The 26,622-nt window shown below is 46.9% G+C and carries 17 protein-coding genes and 1 pseudogene; 5 read left to right on the top strand and 13 right to left on the bottom strand.

The window, feature by feature from the left end; translation table 11 throughout:
• Together GPK83_RS01900 and GPK83_RS01895 are read right to left on the bottom strand one after the other, a co-directional pair.
• Positions 1 to 481 (bottom strand): annotated as a pseudogene (locus GPK83_RS01900) (cell filamentation protein Fic); the annotation flags it as partial.
• A gap of 34 nt (positions 482 to 515) precedes the next feature.
• A complete protein-coding gene (locus GPK83_RS01895; RefSeq protein ID WP_117470131.1) occupies positions 516 to 1,133 on the bottom strand; it encodes a Fic family protein in 618 nt (205 codons plus the stop codon).
• A 316-nt stretch (positions 1,134 to 1,449) separates the two neighbouring features.
• On the opposite strand from GPK83_RS01895, the gene GPK83_RS01890 reads away from it, so the two are divergent.
• Complete coding sequence (locus GPK83_RS01890; protein ID WP_117553152.1) at positions 1,450 to 2,514, top strand: P1 family peptidase; 1,065 nt, start codon at positions 1,450 to 1,452, stop codon at positions 2,512 to 2,514.
• Positions 2,515 to 2,637: 123 nt separating this feature from the next.
• Here the strand turns inward: GPK83_RS01890 and GPK83_RS01885 are convergent, their stop codons facing one another.
• The 9 genes from GPK83_RS01885 to GPK83_RS01845 form a co-directional block, all read right to left on the bottom strand.
• The gene (locus GPK83_RS01885) at positions 2,638 to 2,958 is read right to left on the bottom strand and encodes a nucleotide pyrophosphohydrolase (protein ID WP_015552630.1); all 321 of its coding nucleotides are present in this window, start codon (positions 2,956 to 2,958) and stop codon (positions 2,638 to 2,640) included.
• 95 nt (positions 2,959 to 3,053) lie between these two features.
• On the bottom strand, positions 3,054 to 3,395 hold the full coding sequence (locus tag GPK83_RS01880) for an arsenate reductase family protein (RefSeq protein WP_117470060.1): 342 nt from the start codon (positions 3,393 to 3,395) through the stop codon (positions 3,054 to 3,056).
• Between the two features lie 43 nt (positions 3,396 to 3,438).
• A complete protein-coding gene (locus GPK83_RS01875) occupies positions 3,439 to 7,998 on the bottom strand; it encodes a hypothetical protein (protein ID WP_215703868.1) in 4,560 nt (1,519 codons plus the stop codon).
• Positions 7,991 to 8,737, bottom strand: coding sequence for a DUF6063 family protein (locus tag GPK83_RS01870; RefSeq protein ID WP_015552632.1), 747 nt, complete (start codon positions 8,735 to 8,737; stop codon positions 7,991 to 7,993). The genes GPK83_RS01875 and GPK83_RS01870 overlap by 8 nt, the downstream gene beginning before the upstream one ends.
• Positions 8,738 to 8,740: 3 nt before the next feature.
• On the bottom strand, positions 8,741 to 10,351 hold the full coding sequence (locus GPK83_RS01865; protein ID WP_215703867.1) for a hypothetical protein: 1,611 nt from the start codon (positions 10,349 to 10,351) through the stop codon (positions 8,741 to 8,743).
• A 6-nt stretch (positions 10,352 to 10,357) separates the two neighbouring features.
• The gene (locus GPK83_RS01860; protein WP_215703866.1) at positions 10,358 to 11,350 is read right to left on the bottom strand and encodes a Wadjet anti-phage system protein JetD domain-containing protein; all 993 of its coding nucleotides are present in this window, start codon (positions 11,348 to 11,350) and stop codon (positions 10,358 to 10,360) included.
• Between the two features lie 191 nt (positions 11,351 to 11,541).
• Positions 11,542 to 12,978, bottom strand: a complete 1,437-nt coding sequence (locus GPK83_RS01855; protein ID WP_215703865.1) for an amidohydrolase — start codon at positions 12,976 to 12,978, stop codon at positions 11,542 to 11,544.
• A gap of 106 nt (positions 12,979 to 13,084) precedes the next feature.
• A complete protein-coding gene (locus tag GPK83_RS01850) occupies positions 13,085 to 13,759 on the bottom strand; it encodes a hypothetical protein (RefSeq protein ID WP_215703864.1) in 675 nt (224 codons plus the stop codon).
• A gap of 13 nt (positions 13,760 to 13,772) precedes the next feature.
• A complete protein-coding gene (locus GPK83_RS01845; RefSeq protein ID WP_015552637.1) occupies positions 13,773 to 14,486 on the bottom strand; it encodes a DUF5058 family protein in 714 nt (237 codons plus the stop codon).
• Between the two features lie 276 nt (positions 14,487 to 14,762).
• Between GPK83_RS01845 and GPK83_RS01840 the strand changes: the two genes are divergently transcribed.
• Positions 14,763 to 15,752: a LysR family transcriptional regulator gene (locus GPK83_RS01840; protein WP_015552638.1), complete on the top strand. Its 990-nt coding sequence runs from the start codon at positions 14,763 to 14,765 to the stop codon at positions 15,750 to 15,752.
• 367 nt (positions 15,753 to 16,119) lie between these two features.
• Here the strand turns inward: GPK83_RS01840 and GPK83_RS01835 are convergent, their stop codons facing one another.
• The gene (locus GPK83_RS01835; protein ID WP_215703863.1) at positions 16,120 to 17,856 is read right to left on the bottom strand and encodes a phospho-sugar mutase; all 1,737 of its coding nucleotides are present in this window, start codon (positions 17,854 to 17,856) and stop codon (positions 16,120 to 16,122) included.
• Between the two features lie 580 nt (positions 17,857 to 18,436).
• Here GPK83_RS01835 and GPK83_RS01830 point away from each other — a divergent pair.
• The 3 genes from GPK83_RS01830 (at position 18,437) to GPK83_RS01820 (ending at position 21,570) form a co-directional block, all read left to right on the top strand.
• Positions 18,437 to 19,759: an acetyl-CoA hydrolase/transferase C-terminal domain-containing protein gene (locus tag GPK83_RS01830; protein ID WP_215703862.1), complete on the top strand. Its 1,323-nt coding sequence runs from the start codon at positions 18,437 to 18,439 to the stop codon at positions 19,757 to 19,759.
• Between the two features lie 267 nt (positions 19,760 to 20,026).
• Positions 20,027 to 21,361: a sensor histidine kinase gene (locus tag GPK83_RS01825; RefSeq protein ID WP_215703861.1), complete on the top strand. Its 1,335-nt coding sequence runs from the start codon at positions 20,027 to 20,029 to the stop codon at positions 21,359 to 21,361.
• On the top strand, positions 21,304 to 21,570 hold the full coding sequence (locus tag GPK83_RS01820; protein ID WP_215703860.1) for a hypothetical protein: 267 nt from the start codon (positions 21,304 to 21,306) through the stop codon (positions 21,568 to 21,570). Before GPK83_RS01825 ends, GPK83_RS01820 begins: the two co-directional genes overlap by 58 nt.
• Positions 21,571 to 21,663: 93 nt before the next feature.
• Here GPK83_RS01820 and GPK83_RS01815 read toward each other — a convergent pair whose 3' ends face one another.
• Complete coding sequence (locus GPK83_RS01815) at positions 21,664 to 26,298, bottom strand: MBG domain-containing protein (protein WP_215703859.1); 4,635 nt, start codon at positions 26,296 to 26,298, stop codon at positions 21,664 to 21,666.
• Between the last annotated feature and the right edge of the window lie 324 nt (positions 26,299 to 26,622).

Below are 26,622 nucleotides of genomic sequence, written 5' to 3'. Positions count from 1 at the left end.
TACTACCAATCTCTGGGCCTGGCTGCATAGGAAATGATATCTTTGAGATAAATGTGTCAACCAATATTGACAATATCATATCAATACAACGGAAGTGATTTGCTGTTTCAATCACATCGTCCACATTCAGCACTTCTTTTTCTACACCAATGGTATTGGTTTCAAAGATGTATCTGGTCTGATCATGGGTCAAACGGCTGCCCTCGATATGATTGGAGTTATATGTTAAATCAATCTGTGTCTTATGGTAAATGCCTCCGGAATACTTACTTACCTTCTGCTCCTGCAAAATATCCAGCAAGGTAATCGGCTGTTCTTTCTTTTTATTGGAACGCTCCGGCTTCTCTGCATTTTCGGGAATATTCCAAGTCTTGCCGTTAAGAAACACACCGTCTACTCGTCCTTGAGCGCAGTAATTTCGAACGCTTCGTTCCGACACATTCCATTTTTTCGCTATTTCATTAACTGAACGATATTGCATCCATATCCCTCCACTTTTCTAACGCTAAATCAAGTTAATCCTTTGTGTCCGTCAAATTTTCCATCTTAAACACATAATAACCTTCATAGTAATAACTGTGATCAATACCCTTCATATAAATTTCTCGATCATTTACATGATCCGTAAGTGCATTTTTCAGAAGAAACTTTATTTCGATATCTTTGATAGGACTTCGCTCCATGGCAAGCAGATAATCTTCTTTATCCACCTTGCTCCAGTCAACCACATAGCCGATTTCTTTTTTCAACATCAAGTCAAGCCATATTCTTGTACTTCTCCCATTTCCCTCTCGGAACGGATGAGCCACGTTCATTTCAACATATTTTTCGACAATTTCATCAAAAGTTGACTGTGGCATTTTGTCTATATTCTGTAACGCTGTTTCCAAATACATCAGCGGAGCAAATCTAAAATTTCCTTTTGAAATATTAACCTTTCGTAATTTACCGGCAAAATCATAAATCTCATCAAAAAGACATTGATGGATCATCGCAAGACTTTTATAAGTTCCTGGTTCTAATGTCTCAAAAAAGCCACTTTCAAACATTTCAAGCGCTTTTTGCTTACTGATTCTTTCTTCCATTCTTGCTAATTCTGTAGAATCTGTAATACCTAATTTATTTTCAAGCATAGTTTCCCTCACATTCTTCATGCGATCACTTTTCCAGTCACAAATCTATTTTTATAAGTATACCATAATATCGGCAATAAATCTATTTTATTATGAAATATTCAACTTTTATTTTGCCGTATTTAATAGTTCTTCCTTCCTATTAACATAAAAAATGGCAAAGTGCTTATCGACAACATTTCACCGTTGGATGTTGGTAAATAAAATATCCTATAAATACGATTGGTGTGAAAATTCCCCTCATCCTGTTTTTATTTCTCACAAACTATGATACAATCATTAGAAATAGCCGACAAAATCCAAGGAGGAAATCAACGTGGAGAAAAAACGGATTCGGGACTTTGGAATCGTACCCGGAAGAGTGAAAACAGGAAAAAGAAATACGATTACGGATGTACCTGGTGTACTGGTAGGACACTGTACTGTGAACACAGAAGAAAATCATACCGGTGTGACCGTGATCATCCCTGGACCGGACAATGCATTTGCAAATCACTATACGGCGGCAGCCTATGTCCACAATGGATTTGGGAAAAGTGCCGGTCTGGTACAGGTAGAAGAGCTTGGGACCCTTGAAACGCCGATCGCCCTTACAAATACGTTAAATGTCGGAAAGGTTTGGGATGCACTTGCCGGTATCGTGATCGAGCAGTGCCAGAATGATGGGCTGGAACCCATGAGCATCAATCCGGTCGTTGGCGAGTGCAATGACTGCCGGATCAACCAGATCCAGAAACGTGCAGTTGGTGAAAAAGAAGTGCGGCAGGCTTTTGCGGTCGCTGCCGAGGAGTTCGAAGAAGGGGATGTCGGCGCCGGCGCCGGTACCATCTGCTACGGCATGAAGGGCGGAATCGGATCTGCGTCCCGCGTGATCTGTATTGGTGAAAAGGAATACACCATCGGCGTTCTGGTTCAGTCAAACTTTGGTGCAACCGAAGACTTTGTGCTGAACGGAGAAGCTGTTGGTCCAAAAATTCTGGAATGGAAGCAGGAAAAGAATGATATGGCTGCATCCGAAGAAGACAAAGGTTCGATCATGAGCATTCTGGCTACCGATCTCCCATTGACAAGCCGTCAGCTCAAACGGATTCTGAAAAGAACAGGGGTCGGCATCGCACGAACCGGCGGTTATACAGGACATGGAAGCGGAGAAGTCATGATCGGCTTTACAACCGCAAATCGGATCCCATCCGGTCGCGAGGAGGAGCTTCTCCAGTTATCAGCAATTCCGGAGCATGTGATCAACCGGGCTTTTCTCGCTGCGGCGGAAGCCGAACAGGAAGCGATCTTAAATTCCATGACGGCAGCAAAACAGACACGCGGAAGAGAGGGAGAGCTGTATTACAGTCTTGCAGAATATCTTAACGACAGGGAAGCCTGAACCTCAAAATAGACTTGAAGCACCATTTCCGGCAATATCACCGGTTCTGGTGCTTCTTTCATTCTAAATGCCCAGCGATAACCTCTGTTCAGAATCAGTCCATTGGGCGATATCTACACTCTTTCACAAGCAATCATACTTCGCCGACTTCCCCTTCGCCTTCTCCACCGGATACTTTCTCTCGTTCATCCCCATCTTCATATTCACGATCTCATCCGCGTCAAGTCCCAGCTTGTCCAAAAGGTTCTGGGAGTATACGATCACATCCGCCAGCTCCTCTTTTACATGCTGCAGGTCATACTCCTCATCGTTCCACTGGAAGCACTCCAGGAGTTCTGCTGCCTCGATGACGATGGATTTCGCAAGGTTCGCGGCAGAATGGAACTGCTCCCAGTCGCGGTCATCGGTGAATTTGCGGATTCTGTCTATGGTTTCCTGTTTCATAAAAATTTCCTCTTTTCCAGTAAATGATCTCATTTCAGTTGTGTTCTGAGCATGAGCAGATAAGCCACTCCCATCCTGCTCCTATCTGCCGCTTATTACTTCCATTCCTTCCACACCTCCGGCTGATACCCCAGTGTGGACTGTTTCCCGTTTCTTACAACCGGCGTCCTGATCACGGACGGATTTTCCAGAATCTTCTCTAACTTATCCTCATCCGCGATATACTTGATCAGTGCAAGCGTATCCTTATCTTTTCCATCCCAGTTGACCATATTTTCGATTCCGCCGTTGACCTCTGCAACTGAACGAAACTCGCCTTTGCTCATTCCCTTCTCTTTCATGTCAATAAACTGGTATTTGATACCGCGCTCTTTAAAAAAACGCTCCGCCTTCTTTGTATCATTGCACTTTTTTGTGCCAAAAATCTGTATGTTCAAAACATTCTTACTCCTTTTCTGTCCTGGAAATATGCCCTGGCTATTACTCCTCCATCATCTCAAACAAACTCATCTGCTCCATCTTAAACTCCGACAATACCATCCGTTTCGTCTCCTCACCCTTCATATGGGTCACATCCACTCTCTGTACCCCATTCCGAATACTGGATTCGACAAGCTTTAATACGTAGATATTGTCAAACCGGTTGTAAATGGAATCGCCGCCTAAGCCGGAAAGACAGATCAGCTGCGTGTTTGTCTTTTTTGCCATCTCGATCAGGGGTTTTAAGAGATGCTCCGCATTTGTCTGGGCAAACGGGTTGTCCATGATCAGGACTTTCCCTTCCTCACCGGAGGTAAAGAGATCCGTCTCATCGCGCCGCATGTAGCTTAAAAGGCAGGTCAATATAACAAAGGCAGACAAAAATCCTTCGCCGCCGGAGTTGGCGGATACCTCGGACCAGGAGATCGGCACTTCGCGCTCCGCCTCGATCTTGTACAGCCGGATCTTCACGTTCTGGATTCCTGCAACATCATCGTACAGCTTTCTGGTGGTGATCACTCTTCCCAGAAACTCTGTCAGGTTTCCATTTTTTTCGATCGTCTCGATTCCAAGCTTCACGATATTTTCAAAATAGTCATGCAGCTTCAGCCGGAAGTGCTCTTTCTCCGTCTCCCAGTCAGGCACCTGGATCCGAAGCATTTTCAGACTTCTTCCTCTCACAGAGATCGTAGAGTTCTTATCGATCATGCCGATATTCGCATTGATCTGCTCAACGTATTCCAGAAACATCATTTCCAGATTTTTCTGTTCGTCATCGATATGAGCGAGATCGATCTTCAGTTTTTCCAGCTGATTTTCATACGCCTGCCGGTTCATTTCAAACTGCCTGAACAGATTCCGCGGGCTGGCTGTCTGGGAGAGCAGGCTGTCGAAAGTCTTTTTAAAGTAATCATCCGCATACGTTTTTCCGGACGCGATCACGCGGATCAGCTCAGACACGTCACCCCTGCACCGGTCCAGTGCCTTGGAACTCTCCGTGATCTTCCTGCGGATCTCCTTCTGGTATCCTTTTATGACATCCATTTCCTCATTCCGCACATCCGGGACCCGCTCCTGAATGGACAAAAGAATTTTATTCTCTCCGGTTTCCGAATGCGCGTCAGCCCCACTCTCTGGAATCAGACTATCTGACGCGATCGAACTCTCCACAGACATCCGTTCATCTGCAGAACTCAGACCATCTCCAGAAATCAACTCTGCAGGAATCGGCTCATCCACATATTCCTCCACGCCTGCCTCCTGCGAAGCTATCTGTATATTTCTCTCCCGAAGCTGACTCAATTTCTTCTGATGTGCCGCAAGCTCATATTCCTTGAGATTCAGACGTTTTTCGAATTCCGTATCTGTGATCGTCTTTCTCTCTGCCGGCTGCTCATATCCGGTTTCCTTTTTCAGATTCTTCATATAGAGCGTGATCGTTGTTGTCAGCGCGCCTTCTTTTCTTCCAAGAGCAGTATTTTCTTCGTTCGCTTTATTAAGTTCCCTCTCCGTCTGCTTTTTCTGCCGCTTCCATGCGTCATACTGTTCTTCCGTACACACGAGACTCTGGTATTCTTTCTCCGGGATCTGACTGTCCTCATTTTTCTTTTTGAGCTCTGTCCTCTTCCCGCTGATTCTTCCGATCCAGTCCGTCTGTGACTTTCGAAGCTCTTCCACACTGTCCGATATCACCTTCGTCAGCGCATAGTATCTCGCTTCCAGCTCTTCCGAGGTCATCTGCGTCAAAGAAGACAGATCCCTGTTCTCCGCTGTTCTCGCGATCTCTTCAAATTCCGCCTGTTTCTTCTCCTCGCGGTCGATCTTCTCCGCAAATTCCTTCACCAGTGCCCTAAGTCCCATCTCCTGTTCCCGGAGTTCACCCAGACGCACGGAAAGCGCTGTCTGCTTCTCCGTAAGTTCACGATTCTCCTTTTTCAGACGTTCCAGACTTGTCCGGTCCGTCTCATACTGATCATATTTTTTGAGGAGGATCTCAAACTGTACGTCCATTCTCTTTAAGCCATCGATCTGTTCCTTTACCGTATCCGCAAGCGTTTCGATCTCTTTTTTCTCCTCTTCCAGCCTGCTCTGCTCCCGATAGATCTCTTCCAGACGTCCTTTTACGGCTGTCCTCTCATCCTTCAGACGATTGATCTCTTTTTCTGTCTGCTGACAGAGAGCCGTGCTGAACGTCTGATTTTCAACCACACTCCGGTAGCTTCTGTAGGTCTCAAGATCGGCGTCCTTGTCCTCCACCGCCTTTTTCAGATCTTCGATCTCCCGGCGGATCTTCCCCAGAATCTTTTCCAGCTCCTCCCGGTCAAGAAGATGTGTGTTGAACATGACATAAAAATGTACATTCCCATAAGCCGCAAATCTGGAATCTACATGTTCCTGCTCCTGTTCCAGCTCTTCCTTCACAATGATCGGAATCGGGAAGCTTGTATATAATTCCTCCCCGTTCTTTTGAAATCGCTCAAGGAACGACCGTTCCATCAGGATCGAGTAGGGAATAAACGGATTCTTCTTCACAAGTTCGGCATTTTCTTCGGCTGTCCTGCCATTTTTTGAGAGCCATTCCATTCCGTATACAAGGTCGATCCCGTTCTGCTCCATATAAGTCCTGATGTTTTCCGGAAGCTCCGTGATCTTTCCCTCTTTTAACTGTCTGAAATGTTTTTCCTGATCCCCCTTTTTCCGAATCAGTCTGCTTCTCGCGACATCTAATTCCCTGATCTTTCCGTCAAGCTGATCCAGGATCAGATCTCTTCTGTCAAGATGTTCTTCGTCCACATTGGCATATTTCATGATCCGCAGACGTTCCGTTTTTTGTCTTTCCAGATCTGCAAGTTTCTCAGAAACATGGTCGAACTTATGGGCAATGTCATTTAACGTCACAGTTCCGTCCGAAGCTTCCTGCGAAAGCTTTTTCCGGGTCTGTTCCTGTTCCATAAGTTTCCGGGCGTATTTCACCGACTTATTTTTCTTCTCCTGCAGTCCCGCATCGATCTCCTTCCGGAAAATCTCCAGCGCTCCATCTTCATAAAGCCCAAGGAGATTTCTCCTGAGGTCGGCGCCAAACTCCCTGTTAAAGGAGTCTTCCACCTCATCATAGCTCCTGACTCTGCTCTCTTTCGCTCCAATATCTCCGCTTAATTTCCGGATCTCCCGCTCCTTCTCGTCCCGCTCCCGTTGTGCATTTTCCCGGGCTCTTTCCGTTTCCGCAAGTGTTTCCTCCTCCGACTGTCTCTGATCCTTCAGCTTTTTGGCATTTTCCGAGTACAGTGCATATAACCGGCATCCGATCTTCTCGATCTCATCCTTCGATTCTTCCGTCTTCTGCAAGAGCACCTGAAGCTTCGCATCCACCTCCGCCTTCTGGCGTTCAAAGTCCTTTAATTCCAGATAGATCTTATGAAGATCATATGTATCGATCTTCCGCAGCAGATGATTTTTCAGAGAAGTGAGTCTTGTGATCTCGATCTCCTGCTGCGCTCTCTGTGAAAGGATCTCCGTTTTCTGGTCCTCACTGAGATAGATCTGGTAGGAGAGCTGTTCATAAACGATCTGTCTCTGCTCTCTCTCGATCTGTTCGAACTTCTCCTGACCGGCAGCAATCTCTGTCTGCAGCCGATCCAGTTCTTTCCGGAGCGATTTCGCATAGAGGATTATCTCTGTTCTTAGGTTCACAGCGTCCCGGTCTTTCTGCGCATAATCATCAATCATATTTTTCAGCGGTTTCGTGTCCTCAAAATACTGTTCAATGATCCCCTTGCGGCGGATCTTCGACTGATTGCTCCGGTACTGTTCAATAAACTGGAATGCCAGCTTCCGGAACTCGTCGATCTTATTCTTTTCCTGATTTAATTTATCCTCGATGGGACGCAGAAACCAGTTTTCCACCAGATCCTTTTCATCCTTTGCGTTCTGGAACAGTTCCGAAAGCCCGGACTCCTTCTGGTTTACCTTCCGGATAATGCTCTCCCATTCCTTATTGTTGATCTGATACTGGCGGAGTGTGGAAAAATACTGGCGTCTCCCGTACTGGCTCGCCATATCATACAGGCGGAAATTCCCCGGCTCACTCCTGCTGATCTCTTCCAGAAGATTTTTGCATTCTCCGAAGCCCTTCAGGATCTTTTTATTTCCATCCTGTCGAATGATCGGAAGATTGTCAAGGTCATATTTACAGCCATTCGAATAGCTCCCGGTAAATGTGTACATTTCCAACTCTTCCGTGTCATTATCTTCCTTCTGGTTTTTCCGCACCATCATCCCCGCCAGAAAACGATCGATTCCATTGTCAAGGATCCATTCCGTCATGAGGAACGTCGGACGGTTCGTCGTAAAATAACTCTTAAACGGCCGATCTCCGAAATCCCGATATGTCCGGTTCACAAAAAGACTCACGATCATCTGCACCAGTACGCTTTTCCCACCGCCGTTGCGCAGGGAGATCAGCGTATTCTGACCACCGAGATCAAAGGTTTCGTCGTCGATCTTTATGGTATTATTATTGTAATTCAGGTTTAAAATCCGGATCCGCGATATCTTACTCATGTGTCTCCCCCAATGTCTCCATGATCCTTGCGTAATTTTCCTTGTTCAGGATCTTGTATTCCATAATGTTGTCGAGTTTTGCTGTGGTCTTGATCATCTCATCTTCCGGGATAAAGATGATCAGCCCCTGCCGGTCCAAAAAATTACAGATAATGCTCACATATCCTTCCTTCGTATACTTTGACCGGCTGCCTGCCTCCACACTCTTTAACGATTCATAAGCTTCACTCATGCTCTTATAATCCAGAACAGTTTCGTACATCTCGGTGTAAAGATTTGTTCCATCCTGCTCTCTCTCCTGTTCAAGCGCGAGTCCCGCCTTCAACCGCTCCGACACGATATTCTGCAGCTCTCCGAGTTTCAGGAATTCTCTGGATTTGCTGGTGCTTCCCTGCCCGTCATAGAATTCTGCAAGCAGCGTCAGGATCACAAACTGAGCCAGATAGTAATCCCGGTCCGTGGCATTGGGTTTACATAATTCTTTTTTCAGATCTGCCTTCGTAAATCCAAGGTATTTATTGTCGATATCCGGCATCAGATAGATCGTGGTTCCATATCTCTCGATCTTACAATCCGCAATCTCCGCCTGATTTTTCACTAAATTCATGACCTCCTCGTGCTCCACATAGGCGCGGTACAGATCATTGACTCCCGCGTCCAGATCGCTTAACGCACCATGGCACAAAAGGTAGTAAAATATTTTCTGGCTGTATGTGATCATCTCTGCTTCGTATGCCATCTCTTATCTCTCCTCATAGCAAAATCCCACGTTGGAACATTTGAAATTTCTCCGGTTCCCGGCTTCGTCCATCACGTTTTTAAAATGTATATGTTTCCCGTCTTCCATTGGGAATATATGGATCTTCCCGATTTTCCGGTATCTCCGGTCTTCCAGAATAGCCAGAAGCATCTCATTCAGTACAAAGCCCTCTGAGGCATCCATGAGATAGTCGGTCTGTTCTTTCTGAAGTGTCCCGATATCGATCGTTCCGGCTGTCAGGAACTCGATGATGACTTCCCTGAATATTTCCGCAGTTGGAAGCAGCCGTTCCCGTTCTTCCTCTTTACAGCTGATATTTAATGTTTCCAGTGTCGTTTCCTTATGGATTACCAGCTGTTCCAGGATCACATTGACGCAGCCCTCATATTTTTTCATCCGTTCCTGCCTGCGCTGCTCCTTTTCCCGGTTGTATTTTTCCTCATCAAAATCCAGTTCCATAGACTCATCTTCCACATCTGATTTCTTTAGCTTTTTCTGATATTCCATCATTTTTTCCGGGTTGAAAATCTTATTGATCCGGCTGCTAAACAGGGGCGCAAATATTTTATCCGCGTTTTTCAGAAGTGACGCATCCTTCAAAATCTTGTCATAGACATCACTCCGGAACGGAAACCGCTGCACCAATGTCATATTGGAATAATTTTCCAACTCCTCATCGTACAGTTTCTTCAGGTCAAAGTGCTGTCCCAGAATCCGCTGATGCTCGTCCAGCGTCTGCGTCAGATACCGTCCGATCGTTCTGAGATTTCCCAGATTCGCTTTTTCTTTTTCCGTGAACTCTTCCGCATTCATCTGCTTTTCTTCGAATTCTTCAATTTTTTCTTCAATAAAATCGCGGTGGAGCCGGAACTTTTCCCTGGTCTCCACCACGGTGCTGATATTGTCCTCCACTAATTTTCCATACTCTTCCACGGAATAGGATAAAGCGTTTCTCCGGACGGCTAACATTGCCTCCTCGATCTTCTGGCTCTGTTTGCGCAGCTGACCGAAAATATTTTTGATGTCATCGACAGCCCGGTTATAATCTGCCTTTTCCAAATGCATTTTAAAAAGCATTTCGTGAACAGAAAGCTTCATATTATTTTCCATTTCCATTGTTGCCAGCAGCATGTTATATCCCTCGTCCGTCAGATAATAGGAGGTTCTCCTGACTCCATTCTCCAGATACACGACCTTATTATCAATATAGCGGATATTGATGTCCTGATAGGTCCGTTTTTCATAATCAAAGGCCTTAAAATACATGGAAGAACCGCTGTTCCCAAGGATATCTTCCACCATAAACCTTGCAAATTCCTGACTTTTCTCAAAGTTTAATTTCCGCCCGTAATATCCGTAGCTGATGTCCTCCACAAATGACGCGATCTCGTCCATCGTGCAGTTTTCTTCCCGCAGAGAATACTCCATAATGAAAAGGAGCAATGTAAACAGCATATTCATCTGCTCATCCCGTGTCTCGATCCCATATTCTTTCCAGAGCTTTTTATCAAAGCTGTTGCTGCAAAGCACCGAATATCGGCCGACGCACTTCATTCTCTGATCAAAATTTTTCAAAAAATCTTTATCGATCATCATTTATCACCAATCATGTTCATTTAAAATTTCCTGTGGAATGTATTTTCCCATATCAAGCAGCTCCCGGATCTGATGCCTCCGCTCCGCATCAAATGCCGACAAAAAGCTGGTTCCGATGTTGGCGTTCTGCTTTTCCTTCATATCCGGCAATCTGGAAAACCCAAGCTGCCATGCCTTATCTAACATCTTTTCATACGCCTCTTTAAAAATATGGATTCCGCTCTCCCGGTACTGCTTCTGCTCGATCAAATGTTCAAAGATCAGAATGCCCTCAAAATCAAGATCACCGAAATAAAACAATGCATTCTTTCCCAGGAAGTATCGTTCCGCACCATTGACATAATCCTCAAAGGTCTTCCAGATTCCTTTTCCGGCTCCGTAGATCACTGTACCGAACTCCCTTCCCATGATCCTGTCATTTCCGGAATTCATATATCTCCGAATATCAAAAAAGGGGTCCTTATTTTCTATGATCAGAATATTCTGCGGTGTCTGCTTGGAACAGGAATAATAAGAAAGCGGCTCTGATGTTTCATAAAAAGCCAGCGTTTCCGGAGTGATCGCAACTCTCTTACAAAGCTCAAGACCGCCCTCTCTCTGGAAATACTTCTCCCTGTGGAAAATCTCAAAACTGCGCTCATTCATTGTTTCCTGAACCAACAAAAGCTCCGAATGATCCTTTAGATAATCGCTCAAAAGCTGCAGCTTCTCCCTGTCCCTCTCGTAGCATTCCGGATGTTCTCGGTAATAGAACGTATTGATCCTGGGATGATACCGATATTTCAGTTCCTCATAAAGCTCCGTATAATCCGCTTCTTTTTCGTATTCCCAAAAGCATAGCGGCAGTGCCGGCTTCCTCCCGTTATTCTTTGCACTTTTCATCGGAACAAGCTCTCCGTTCTCGATCCGCCGCATGACAACTTCATAAAACTTTGAATAATCTGCCTCCGAAAACTCTGCTGACAGCTCCTGTAAGTAGACCTTGTGTTTCTTCATCTCCCTGACTCCGCTCCTTTTTCCGCGCTCGCTTTATATGTATCTTAGCATCAGGAGCCGGAAATGCCAAGGTGATTTCGCGATTCTCTCTGATTCAGAAAGAATATTTCCTGTTACACAAAAAGAACCAGAAAGAGTCATTCTCCCTCTGGTTCTTATCTTCATTCATGTTATGTTCCGGAATCAGAAATTTAATCTTCCAGTCTCGGTCCAACCTCTTTCGGGATCGGGCAATCGTACTCGCCGTTTGTCTCCGCCATCCACTCGTCATGAGCTTTTTTCAGGATCTCCGGGCTTTCCATGGTCTTTAATGCTGCTAACGCCATCGCCTCGCCGGCATTTAACATCGCCTTATGTGCGATCCCGGTATTTCCGTGAGCGGTCATCTGCCATGTATGTGCTGCAGTCCCAAGAGTTGCAGTCGCAGTCGTACACATCGCAGTCGGGATCACATAGCTTGCATCACCGACGTCTGTAGATCCGGCCTGGACCTTACCGTTCCAGACAAGCGGTGCGATTCCGGTATGAAGCGGATGCGCCTCGATCTCCTCGATATGATTTGCGCCAAACATTCTGCGCATATTGGCACGTTTTGCCTCCATCTCATCCGGAGTTGCTGTTTCATGGTAAAATTTAGAAGCAAGTGCAAAGTCCGCCTCGTCGTATTTCGGGGCACCGATCTCCTCCATGGACTCGTGGAGAACTTCTGAGAGGACATGGTTCGGGATATAGTCGGAAAGTCCGGCGTAAAGCTCGTATGTCATCTCGGTTCCCGTCATCTTTGCGGCGCCTTCCGCCACATCAACGACGCGCTTGTAGATCTCCTTCACCTGCCATGACTTTGGTGCGCGGATAAAGTAATGGACTCTGCTGTGTCCCTGTACCACGTTCGGAGCAATGCCGCCGACATCACGATATGCGTAATGAACTCTTGCTTCAGAAATAATATGCTCCCGCAGGTAGTTGACTCCGACGCTCATGAGCTCCGCAGCGTCCAGTGCGGAACGTCCAAGCTCCGGGGCTGCCGCCGCGTGGGAAGTCACACCCTTAAAGTTGAAGAACACGCTGACATTCGCCAGTGTAGACTCGGACCAGATCGCATTCTTATCGCCCGGATGCCATGTAAAAGCAGCATCCACACCGTCAAATACACCTTCTCGTGCCATGATTGCCTTTCCGTCTCCCTTTTCCTCACTCGGGCATCCAAAAAGGATCACAGTTCCCGCTTCCGGGTGCTCCTCGATATAAGCTTTTACAGCAAGCGCTGCCGCCATGGCACCCGCACCGAGGAGGTTATGTCCGCATCCATGTCCATCCGGGTTGTCCCCTGCGGCTTCCTTTCGCATCGTGCAGCCGCCTTCCTGGGACAGCTCCGGCAGGGCGTCATACTCGGCGAGGAAACCGATCACCGGCTTTCCGCTTCCGTATACAGCCTTGAACGCCGTCGGCATACCGCCGACTCCCATCTCCACCTGGAATCCCTCTTTTTTCAGGACTTCCTCGTAGAGCTTCGCGGTCTTGAATTCATGGAATCCGACCTCTGCGTAGTCGAAAATTTTGTCGCTGACATCAACGATCAGAGCTTTTTTATCTGAAACTGCTTTTAAGACAAATTCTTTTTTATCCATATTATTTGTCCGAATTTCCGGATCTTCCTTTCTTAAATTTATCAGGAAATTACGCCTGTGCCGCATGTTTTCATATTTTCCACCGACCAGGACGCTTATTTTCCCTTTACGCGCTGATCTTTCCCTTTTTATAAAGTGCTAGGGAGTAAATCACCGACAAAATAATCACACCGACCATAATATAGCTCTGGTTTGAAGAGAACACCTTGCGGCCGATCACTAAGATTGCGATGATCGGAAGCGCGATCGGAATGATGGCCTGCTTCGGGGCCTTTAAGATGAACGGGAACAACAGGGCACCCATAAGTGCCGGAACCATGTTCTGGAATGCCGGCTGTAAGAACGCGTTGTTGTAGATCGGTTCAAAGAGCGGGGCTAAGAACAGCATTCCCAGGAATACAATGGCTGTTGTCACGAATGTGGATGCCGCAACAGCGATGATCGCAACGACATCGGCGCGGTCGCTTCCGGCTGTGTAGCCTGCAACTTCCATAGCGTTGACCGCCGCCGGGACTTTCATATTGCTGACATTACCGGTAACGCAGGACATGTAGAGCGCGCCGCTTCCGATGATCGGCATGAAGGACAGGTTCTCACAGATACCGCTGATGCTGAATGTCAGGAGAAGTGGGATCGCATTTTTCAGAATTTCCGGAATATTCATGGAAATTCCATTTACTGCGGCAAGTCCGAAAGGAACCGCCATGAAACTGATCAGGGCACAGACGACGGTGATTCTTCCAAGTCTGTGGATCTTATTATAAAAGCTGTTATCTTTCATATCGTTTTTCCTCCTAAATAAGCAGATTCGCTACACATGCACCGAGCATTCCAACGATCATGCTGAGCGGGAATGCGAACTCTTTCAGCTTCTTGTGGTTCGCCGCAAACTTGTTTACGAAGATCGATGTGATACCGGCAACCAGGATCGCTGCAACCGCCGGGATGTTCGCGATATTTGTGAAATGCGGAGCTGCCATGGTTCCATAGAGACCGAGGAACATTGCTGTCGTGATGATCGGAACGAGCTTCGCGTTGCTGTTCTTGATGGACTCGACTTTCTTATCGTATGCCTTTAAGAAGAAAACATTGAAGATATTTCCGCCAAGAATTCCAATTGTTACAACAAACAGAATAAACACAAAAGTATCAGCCGGGATGTCCGGGACGGTGATGGATTCCAGGCCCAGCGCTTCTGCCGCCATGTTCGCGACCATGGTCTCATATGCCGCGGACCCTACAACGCTTAAGCGGAGCCACGGGAAATAGCGGCCCAGGGACGGAACTAAGAGCAGGTAACTCACAATGATCGGGAGTGACGGGATAATAGAGAAGATCGCGCTGCTTCGTGCGGCTTCCTTCATCTCCTGGTCTGTCATGTTCAGTTCTTTTCCGCGTTTGAATGCCACGATCATAAAGATCACCGGCTGGAGAAGAACGATCAGAATGGTGATTCCACAAAGAATTGCCATCGTCGTACTGTTTGCTAACTGCAGATGCGTACTCATAGTGATTCCTCCTTATGTATAGCCCGGAATGCAATAGTTACAGATCACTCGCCAGTTTCTATATCTGTTTGGTTTGACATATCCGGTTGATTGGTATACACTTGATTATACCATTTCTACAGAGTTTTACAAATTTCCCGTTTTCATCACGTTATAACTGAAACGTTATAAGTCAGTATTCATCCGGGCTGTGATATATCCGTGATATTATAGATCATGTTCCCGGATTACATCCACAGGGCGGCTGGCTTTTATTTCAGAAAGGAGACCATCCCTATGAATCTTCAGAACATGGAATACCTCATCGAGATCTCAAACTGCGGTTCCATCTCCGCCGCCGCGAAGCACCTCTTCGTGACCCAGCCCTATCTCAGCAAGGTCCTCAGGGAGACGGAAAAAGAGTACGGGCTCACAATCTTTACCCGCGGAAAAAACGGAATTATCCCGACGGAATCCGGACGGCTCTTTCTCGACATGAGTCGGGATCTCATCGAGCACGCGAAACATTTTAAGACCACCTTTAAGGAACACTCGGAAGCTTACCGCCTGCGGGTCTCCTCCAGCAGCTGTTCCCACGCCAGCGATGCCTTTATCCGCATGGTGAACTCTCTTGCGGACACGCCGTTCCGTTTTTTCTACCGGGAAATGACCGGAAATGAAGTCATCGAAGATGTCTACACGAACCGCGCCGACATCGGATTTATCATGTATCCGGCCCATAAAGCAGACAAGATCCAGGAAATTCTCACCTTCCGCCATCTGGAAGCGCGCCCGCTGTTCCAGTCCCCGACACAGTTTTTCTGCCGGGTAGGACATCCGATTCTAAAGGAACTGGATAACCTGACACCGGAAAAGCTGTACCAGTACAACTTCGTCCTCTATCCAAGCGAGAGCACAAAGACCCGGGCCGCGGAGAGCGTTTACAATGACAAGACGCTGCAGCTCATCAACTGGAACAGGATCTCCCAGGTCATCTATGTCAACAGCCGCGCCCTTCTCCACAACGTGATCCAGCGCTCCGACTATCTCGGAATCGGATTGATCCCGATGCGGGAGCAGGTGGAAAACTATAATATCGTCTCATTCCCGCTTCCGGACTGGATGCAGCCGGAAGCCGACCGGTACGGCGATTATATCAGTGCCTATATTTTCCAGAAAGGTATCCAGCTGCCGAAGGCCGCCAGGGCGTATATCACGTTTCTGGAGCAGTTTTATGGTCCGGATTCGGGGTATGAGGAAGAATGCTCTGAGAACAAAAACCTGTAGAATTGTTTCGTTGAAATCTGCGGGATCGCCGTTACTGCACACGGGTAGGAATTTTCTGAACTGAAAATTCCGTACAGTACAGTGGTGGAAGTGGATTTTGCCGATTTGGAATGCAAAGCATCGGCAAAATCAGTTACTGTTTGCGCAAGGCGTGAACAGTAACTGATCGCCCTTTAGGCGAGTTTCTAAAAAATACCCGGAAGCTAAAAAGCTCTCAGAAAAACTGCTTTTGATCTGCAGTCTCTCCGGGAGCTTTTCTATGTCCGCCCAGACGGCTGTTTTTACACAGCCAGTCCAGACAATGATTCATTTCATATCTTTCACAGCGTTCTGATATCCGCTGCCTTTATCCCCACATCCGGGAATCTCACATCATCTTATCCACCATGCCCATCAGCTCATCACCGACGGCTTTGGACTTCGCCTCAGCATCATCAAGGGAGGTTCCCTTAACGCCATAGTAGAATTTGATCTTCGGCTCAGTTCCGGACGGACGGATGCAGAGCCATGCGCCGTCATTCATATCATAGTAGAGAACATTGGACTCCGGAAGACCTGTCTCTTTTACTTCGCCCGTCGCAACCTCTGTGATCGTGTTCTTCTTGTAATCACGGATAGAAGTTACCTCGTAGCCGCCAAGCGCCTTCGGCGGATTCTTGCGGAAGTTCTCCATGATCTCCTGGATCTTCGCAAGTCCCTCAATTCCCTTTAAGCCGATGGATTTTACGGTATCTTTGTAGTAGCCGTACTTCTCATACATGGCAACCATCGCATCCCATAAGGTCATTCCTTTTTCCTTATAGTAAGCGGCAGCCTCACAGAGGGCAGCAGTCGCAGAGATCGCATCCTTATCACGGGCATATGTACCGATCAGGCAGCCGTAACTCTCCTCCATACCGAACATGTAGGTTCCCTTGCCGGTTGTCTCTTCTTTTAAGATCTGCTGACCGATATATTTGAATCCTGTCAGGACCTCGACAAGCTTGCAGCCATAGTGTTTCGCAACGGCGTCAACCAGATTTGTGGTAACGATGGACTTTACGACCTCGCCGTCAGCCGGGATCTTTCCTGCTGCCTGCTTCTGGCTCAGTACATAGTCACATAACAGGGAGCCGGACATGTTTCCGGTCAGCGGGATATATTCGCCGGACTTTGTATCTTTTACATAGACGCCGAGACGGTCTGCATCCGGATCCGTTGCAAGAACAAGGTCCGCGTTCTTCTCCTTCGCAAGCTTTAAGCCAAGCTCAAACGCCTCGGCGGCTTCCGGGTTCGGGTAGCTTACGGTCGGGAAATCGCCGTTCGGGAGTTCCTGCTCCGGAACCACATAGACATTCTCAAAACCGATCTCCTTCATCACGCGGTGAGCCGGGATATTTCCGGTTCCGTGAAGCGGGGTGTAGACGATCGTGATGTCCTTCTGCATACGATTGATCGCTTCCTGATTTACGACCTGGGCTTTTACCTGGGCAATATATTTGTCATCGATCTCTTTTCCGATGACCTGGAATTTTCCGCTCTTTAATGCCTCTTCCTCCGTCGTTGTCTTAACGGTAGAAAGATCTTCGATTGCAAGAACTTCGGCTGTCACACCTTTGTCGTGCGGCGGTGTGAACTGCGCGCCGTCCTCCCAGTATACTTTGTATCCGTTATATTCCGGCGGGTTATGGCTCGCGGTGATGTTGATACCGGCGATACAGCCTAATTCACGGACTGCGAAGGACAGCTCCGGTGTCGGGCGAAGGGATTCAAATTTATACGCCTTAATGCCGTTTGCAGCCAGAGTCATTGCCGCCTCCATGGCAAATTCCGGGGACATATGGCGGGAATCGAAAGCGATCGCAACGCCCTTGTCGGCTCCACCCTGTTTGATAATATAGTTCGCAAGTCCCTGAGTCGCGCGGCGGACTGTATAGATATTCATACGGTTGATTCCGGCACCGATGATCCCGCGGAGTCCCGCAGTACCAAATTCCAGATCCATATAGAAACGTTCCTTGATTTCGTTTTCATCGTTCGCAATTGCCCGAAGCTCTTCTTTCGTCTTATCGTCAAAGTACGGATTGGCAAGCCATTCCTGGTAGATCTTCATGTAATCCTTCATGTTTTGACTCCCCTCATGCATTATTTTCCGGGGCGGAAAATATAATTCCAGCCACCTGTAAGATAGGTTCATTATATTACATTTCTAATGAAAAATAAAGTTATTTCCTCTTGAACACCTATTTTGTTCCCTCACATGCATATTGACAATTTTGACTAAATAGAATATGATGTAATCAGCTAAGGAATGTGAGAAGATTCCATGCGACAAAACGAAAACCCCAGAGGCCGTTATCCTCTGGGGTTTTCTCGCTCTTTACGGTGAGCTAGTCCGTTTAGGCTGTTGCTGCCTAATTATCCCTGTCCAGCCATTTGCATATGTAGCAGCTAACTACACCTGCTAAAACAGAGACAAGAAATGTGAGAAGAAGATCTGCCATGCAACTCACCTCCTTTCTGCTGGAGGTTCGGCAGCAATTTCAGTATAACATATACTAATTTCTGATACAATCTATATCGATTCCATATCTCAACTCCTGATAATCTTCTTGTTTTAACCCCAAAAACCTTTTATAATAAGCATGTGTGGTGCAATCGAAAAATTTTCGCGTAAAAAATATTATATTGAGTGAGGATTACATATGGAAAATTACAAGAGCAAGATCGTAACTGCGGAGGCTGCCGTTGCGGCAGCCGTAAAAGACGGCGACTGGGTCGATTATGGATTCGGCGGCGGATTCCCGGAACTTCTTGATAAGGCACTTGCTGCAAGAAAAGGTCATTTAAAGGACGTCAAGATCCGCGGCGGTCTCGTGATCCGTCCGCGCATCGAGGTTGTTGAGGCTGACCCGGAACAGGAAAGCTTCTCCTACTACAGCTGGCATATCGGTGACTACGAACGGAAACTCCAAACCCGCGGCCTTGTAAAATTCATGCCGGTGGTCCTTCGTCTTCTCCCGACACTCTACCGCCAGCGCTATATCCGGACAGACGTTGCTTTCGTCCCGGTATCCGCTCCGGATGAGAACGGCTACTGCGGTCTCGGTATCTCAAACTTCGCATGGAGAACCATGTTTGAGAGCGCAGGAACTGTGATCTTTGAGATCAATGAGCATTACCCGAAGCTTCAGGGTGTGGACGGCTCCCACCGTGTCCATCTCTCCGAAGCCGATTATATCGTAGAGGGCGAACATGAACCGCTTCCGGTAAGAACCTACAAAGCTCCGTCTGAGACAGATATCCAGATTGCGAAGCTCGTCGTAAACGAGATTCCGGACGGCGCTGTCCTTTCTCTCGGTGTCGGCGGCGTTCCGTTCACCGTTGCAAATATGTTGGCAGAGTCTGACCTAAAAGACCTTGGCTGTCATACCGGAACCATCAGTGACGCTTACTTAAACCTCTGGAAAGCCGGAAAGCTCACAAATGCGAAGAAAGAATTCGATACCGGTCTCTCCACATGGAACCTCGCGATGGGCTCCCAGGAGTTCTATGACTGGATCGCGGAAAATCCGAAACTTTTCCACCCGGCTGATCTCGATTATGTCCATGATCCGCAGCGCATCGGAACCATGAAGAATGTCATCAGCATCAATGGCGGCGTGCAGCTTGACCTGATGGGTCAGGAGAATGCTGAGTCCGCGGGAACCCGCCAGCTCTCCGGCATCGGTGGACAAATGGATTTCCTTGAGGGCGCTTACCGTTCCGTCGGAGGAAAGGGATACATCTGCATCAACTCTGCGAGAAAAACAAAGGACGGAACCTTAAAGTCCAACATCATCCCGTTCATCCCGGGCGGCTCCACCGTATCCGCTCCGCGTACCTTGATCCAGAGCGTTGCGACCGAGTACGGCATCGCGAACCTCTCCGGAAAAACCTTAAGAGAGCGCGCTGAGTCCATGATCGCGATTGCGCACCCGGATTTCAGGGATGAGCTGGAGCAGTATGCGAAAGAGGCGTTCCACTAATAAATTAAACGTTCCATATTGAAAAAATCTGCGGCAGAATCCGATGATATTCCACTCACCGGATTTCTGCCGCAGATTTTATCTCATCCATATAAGACTCCTGCCTCATTGACAAGGATCTGCCTGATCCATTACAGACGTTTTTTCTGTGTATCCTAAAACTTCTCATCCCTGCACAAGATGTCAAAATTCTGCATGAGTTGTACTTTCCGGACAGTAAAACTTTGTTATAATGGACCATATAGAAACGAGAGGAGAATGTTGAGTATGAACAGCCCATTCTGGTCCCTTGTCATGCGGTATTTTCTGGAGTTTTTTTCCATGGTGCCCTGCGCGGTTCTCTGCTTTCTTCCGGTCCAGGACCGGCTTCGTAGAAAACCACTGAACCTTTTTCTCACCGGTATCCCGCTCTCGCTCCTCTGGGCTTTCGCCGGAGGCCTCGTCTGCGCAGATTTCGGGATTCCGAGAGACTTCTGGATCCTGCCGTCCTTTATCCTGTTTGCAGTATTCTTCCATCGGGTCTGTGATCTTGCCCTCTGGAAGCCGTTCAGTATCCTGCTCTCCGTCTGCGCGGTCTTCTCCTGCATCACAAACCTGACGCTCTTCGCGGATGCCCTCATTGACCGGACGAACACCTCCGGTCTGTTCACGCTTCCGGGCTCGGGGATTCACCTGCTGCTCTCCGTTCTCATCGTGGCCATCGTATGGTATCCGGCAACCCATGCCGCAAAATGGCTGGTGGACGATATCGAAATGGCGAAGACCTGGTATATATTCTGGGTATTCCCGGCGGCATTCTTTCTGCTGAACCGCCTGATTCGTCCGCGCTACTATGAGACGCTCTACACGAACCGGGTCATGAAGTTTTACCCGATTTTAATTCTGGCGCTCCTGACATTCCTCCTGCTCTTCTATTTTATGTTCTACCTGATGGCATCGGAGATGAATCAGAATACGAGACTTTTGAGGGAAAATGAGCTCCTGCAGCTCCAGAGCGCCCAGTACCGCAATCTCCAGCGCTCCATCGACGAGACACGGATCGCCCGCCATGACCTCCGGCAGCATCTCACGGTGCTCTCGGGATACGCGGCGAACAAAGATCTTGACGCGATCTCAGACTATCTCGCGTCCTTCCGGAAACATATGATGCCGGAATGGCTGCCTGCTTACTGTGAAAATCATGCCATCAACGCGATCCTTAGCTACTACGCGCAGATTGCAGAAAACGCCGGTACTACTCTGGAGATTCAGGCTCAGATGGAAAAAGAAATACCGGTCCCGGAGCCGGAATTCTGCGTGCTTTTAGGAAATTTACTGGAAAACGCGGTGGACGCATGTCGGGAAAACAAAGAAAGCGGCGCGATCAAGGTCCATATCCGCCAGACCGGCACGTCCCTCATAGCCATCACGGTGGACAATCCTTGCAGAAAGCCGCCAGTTCTTGAAGGAAAGCGTTTTCTCTCCACAAAGCACAGTGGCCCCGGCATAGGCACCCAGTCCATCCGGCTCATCGCTGAACGACACCGTGGAGATGCGCGTTTTGAATGGAAGAACGGAATGTTCTACGCATCAGTGATCTTAATTCCGTCTGCGGAGTCATGATCAGCGTCGTCAATACCTGCGGTGTCATCGTCGGAACAAACGGCGTCATCATCAGTCCTCCGTCCACGGTCGGCGGCATCTGTGTCGGCTGTGCGCCGGAGTCTGTTGACAAAGATAAGCTTTACAACCAGCTGCTGCTTGCGGCTGTCAGCTTTATCGTGATGAGCGTTGTTCTTTCCTTTATCGGAGTTTTCCGGATCTTTGGTTAAAGCTTCCACGTTCCGTTTTACGTATTATCCGTATAAACATGAAGATCCGCAGGTTCCCATTTTTAGGATCCTGCGGATTTTTTTGTTCATGTCTTATTTTTCTTTTGCTTCAAGTCCATCCCATGCACCGTCTTTGTCGACATAATATCCATCTGGTGTCCTGATCTCTCTGTACATGGAGCCAAGCGGCACAGCTCCGGATGTCTTTGACAAGTAGTACCATTTTCCATTGATGAACTGCCAACCTGTGAGCATCGCTCCGCTCGCCGGATCGAGATAATACCAATGCTGGTCTGACTCATCGCAATGCCAGCTTGTCTGCATTCCGGTGTTCTCGTCGATCAGATACCACTTTCCGCTGGCGTTATCCTGTGCCCATCCGCTCTTCAGATAGCCGTCAGAACCGAAAGCCCACCATTTTCCGTCTTTCTGGATCCATCCCAGCTTGTCACCGTTCTGATCACTGGTCTTTTCTCCTGCCGGATAGGTGCCGTCCTTGAATTCGAACCACCAGCCCTTTTCATCGCGTTTCCAGGTTCCCTGTGCGTCATTTTCAGAAGAGCTGCTGTTAGAAACATTCTTTCCAAAGTTCGTTGCCGCCGGGTTCTTTGTGCTGCCGGAACCGCCGGAATTGTCGGAATCATCGGATCCACTGCTTGCCCTGCGGACTGCATGAAGTGTTCCGTTCTCAAAGTGGATCTCGTAATTTCCAGATGTCAGACCGGACGGCAGGATCGAGTAATCGCCCGCCGCGCTGTCTGGCGCATATTCACAGGTAAACTGCAGGCTCCCGTTCAGTACATCCGCGGTATCTGTTCCTGCAAATCCTTCGTAGAGAACTGTGTACTCCGGAATCGCATCTCCAACTGTGACATTCTGATCCACTGCTTTTACGCTGAGCGGAGCTTTTTTGATCTCAAAGGAGAATGTCTGGCTTCCAGCCTCGTAGTTCTTTCCGGCTTCCGTATGAACTTCCACCGTGTAGATTCCGGCATTCATCGGCGCTTCCGTTAAGATCTCGCTGCCCTTTTTGAGCGTCACGGTCACGTTTCCATCGCTGTCCGTCCATGTCTCCGGCGCGGTGTTCTTCGCGTCATAGGCGCGGTTTAACTCATCCGGATTTCGAAGTTCAAATTTCGGTTTTGCCTGAACTACAGTCAGTCTGCCCGGCAGATATGTAATCTCATAATTTCCATTTTCCGCTGTGAGACCAGACGGGATGATCTCGTACTCATCCACATCGCTGCCGACCGCATACGCGCACTCGTAGGAAAGTGTTCCGCCGAGGATTTCTGTGTTTTCTCCGTTTACGAAACCTTCGAACGTGCTGCTGTATACTGGCGGTTCGTCCTTATAGGTTACATTTCTTGATTCTGCCGTCACTGTGAGCTGTGCCGGGGTGATCGCAACGGTTGCGGAGCCGCTTATGGTGTCAAAGTTTTTCTTTGTCACCGTGTAGTAGACGGTATAGCTGCCTGTGTTCTTGTATACAGGGCTTTCTGTGAGCGTGCAGTTATCTTCGGACTCACCATAAAAGATCTCACCGTTTTCAGCTTTTCCGGTAAGGGTGATTTTGATTCCGTGAGAGTGCCCGTCGTAGATTCCTGTATATCCGGCTGCGTCAACGCCTGTGATCGAGGCATTTTTGATCTCGATTTCAAAACTGCCGGATACGGAATCATGGTTTGCTGCGGATGCAGTGTAATATACCATATAGCTGCCGGCGTCGGTGAAGGCAGGAGCAGTTTTTAATGCCTGCGTTTCGTCTGCGGCCTGTTCTGCTGTGAGACCGTAGCGGAAGGTGATAGCCGTGCCACCGATCGTACTTCCTGTTGCCGTGACTTCCGGCAGCTGTTCCTGTCCATTGTAGATCAATTCCGTCAGCTGCCGTACAGAAACATTCTTAATTTGGGCATTTTCGATCTTTGCACCGCTGCAGGAGACATTGGAAAGCTCACTCGTTGTAAGTTCATAGCGATCCTCAAATTTGGAATCCAACGCAATGTCTGTAACATTCACAGTGTTTGTTCCAGCGTCCTTGGATATCCATGTGAAGGTTCCCTTTGCCTCTAATGCCGCCGCATCCTCTGAGAGGATCGGGTTTCCGTCAGTGGAGCTGAGCGTGAGTGTTCCCTCTGCATCTGTATTGCCGTCATAGATCTTTGATTTAACCGCACTTACAGAAGGAACAAGCTTTGCTTTGGATACCTCAAATTCAACCGAATCACTTGTTGCCTCATTGTAGTTTTGGCTCTGGTTTACGATTGCCTTTACATACCATTTTCCAGGTTTGTTCGTATTTTTCCACTCTTCAAATGTACCATTAGGATCCTGGCTGTAAACAAATTTGACCGGGTTACCATCTGCTATGTATTCATTTGTACTATCAATGTTTTTCAGTGATGCGTTCGGACTCGGAGTCTCACCATATCGAATATTATCACAGGTAGCATCCACACTGGTATACTGTGCGCGAGAGACATTTATCTCAGACAGAAGTACTGGATCTGTCTGTGCCTTAATATTTTCGCCTTCCGTGCAGGTGATTCCAATATAATAGATACTCTGACCATTCTCGGCTGCTTCCGGCACATCATAATGGCCAAAGATATTTCGTGAAACAACTTCTGTCAAATTTTTGTCTTTATAAAACTCAAATTCTATTTTTCCGTAACCGGTAATGATTGTATTACTGCCTGCGGTACTGTACTCAGTTTTTATAATCGGACTTAATGTTTCATTATCGTCCTCACCATACTTAATACTTGACTTTGTGATAAACCACTTCGGATTAAAATCTGCTTTTTCGATTGTAATATCATCAATCCATAATTGTTCAGCACGCTTGATACCTGGATATTCTGAATTGGTGGACACATATACCCCATATGTTCCCGCCCAATGCGGCTGAACGAACTCATCAGTGTACACCTCGCCTTTTTTCTTTTTGTATTGAGCAACACCACCATCAATTCCAAATAATCCTGTATTCTCCGATGTCGGTATTACTTCCACACTATGTACAGTGCCGTCATATGTAAATTTTTTATCACCTACAATCTGAAAATCAGCTGCCGTCAGAACACGGGCTTTTGTGGTGAATGTTACTGCACGGCTATCAGAAACATCCATATTGGAATTTTCTGCGACTAAATAATAGGTATATTTCTTCAGCGGATCGAGGCCTGTGAGTGGAATTGAAAATGTACCATCTTCCCCTACTTTAACCTGCGTGAAATCACTCCGTTTTTCTGTACTTTTGGCTGCGTTTCTGAGTTCTTCACCTGTATATATATGGTAGTCAGATTTATTTGTGTAATATACAGTTGTTCCGGCTGTATTTCCTTTTATGATAGCTGAGTCCTTAGTAATATCTTCTTCGGATACTGACGCATCGATAGAAACACTATAACCTGCGTAAAGTTCAATTTCAGGGACCGTACCCGTTGGATACATTTCTCCATTAACAAGTTCATGAACTGTTTTTGTAACATCTGTCGCAGTGCCATTCCTGTTTGAATTTTCTTTATATCTCCACACCGCAGCGCCATTCGGTAAACTGATATTGCCTAAGTAGCTCCGATTGCCATCATTGAGATTCAGAAGATATTCCTCGTAAAATGGATCCTTTTCATCTTTTCCAGTATAATACTTCACATGAACTGTATAAAGATTTGGTGCGCTGAATGCATAAATCTCAGTGGTTGTCGGATCTGCAGAGACCGGATTTGCGTTATAAACTACGCAGATTGGATTAGATCCGCCAGTCAGCTCAATATGTTTGATGAGATTCTGATAATTTGAGGTCGATGCCTTAAAAAGCTTCACATACGACTCTTTGGTATTGGCATCCAGTGGAGAACTGATCAGAATCTTTTTATCTTCTGTTACTGTTGCCTTTGTAAAATCGATTTCATTTTTTAAAGATGCACTTTCGATCTGCATAGATGAGAACGGGAAATTTCCCTTGACCGTGAAGTTTGCAGTTTCGCTGACATTTATTTCTCGTGCCATATAAACATCGGGCTGATCAGCCCCACCTGTAATCGTTCCGCCTGACAAGTTGATTTCATTAGGATGAGCGTGTCTTAAACCATACACGCCACCTGTAATCGTTCCACCTTCCATCGTGAACGTTGCATGGTCTTTCTTTTGCCCGCTACTTCTATATATATACACAGCCGTATTATTATCTGATTTGATTTCACCGCCCTTAATTATTACTGATACACCACCTATTGCCTGGATTGCATAGTGATCACCTCCAGACGCTGATTTATCCCAAATTTTTGTGTTTTCACCCTCTACTGTAAGGTCCGCAGCCTCCAATACAATTACAGCATCTTCTGCATTTTCCTTTCCAGTGATCTGTCCATCCGTAATGTGGATCTCACTGTTAGTTCGTCCATAAAATCCACTGCAGTTAATCTCTGACTGCAAGGTTCCGCTTCCTGTTACATTAACTTTTCCAGTAATTGCACCCTTTAAAGTTGTTGTCTTATTTTCATCCATACTTCCAGTATCAATCGTTATGTCTTCTCCAATTGGTGTTTCTATACTTCCGATTGTAATCTCTGGACCTGTAGTACCTGTATTTACTGAAACAATATCGTTTAAAATATCGGATACCTTCTGATTTTGAGCAGAATATGTAACTGTTCCGTTATACTCTTCTTCGTCTGTTGTTACCTCATAATAGACTTCATAGCTTGTTCTATCTGAAGACAATGTAATTTTCGCGAGTTTAATCGCCCCAGATTTAAGCGGACTTGCAGATGCATTTTTATCAACAAAGCGAATATAATTACCTACTGCTTTCAGAGTATAATTTGTATACTTATCTGCACTACCACCTGTATCATACGCATTAACAACCTTTAATTTTATTTTATTACACAAATATTCAATATTGGTTTTCGATCCCTTAATCCAGTTAGACACAGGATTCACTTTCATAGTTGTATCACTTGGAACTACTAAAAAATTTTCTCCAATGCTTTGTACCTTTTCCGCATTGATAACTGGATATGTCGAAGCCCCTCCGTAATAAAT

The organism is Clostridium sp. MCC328, assembly GCF_018785465.1.
Lineage (GTDB): Bacteria > Bacillota > Clostridia > Lachnospirales > Lachnospiraceae > Pilosibacter > Pilosibacter fragilis.
This window is presented reverse-complemented; position numbering and strand designations above follow the sequence as displayed.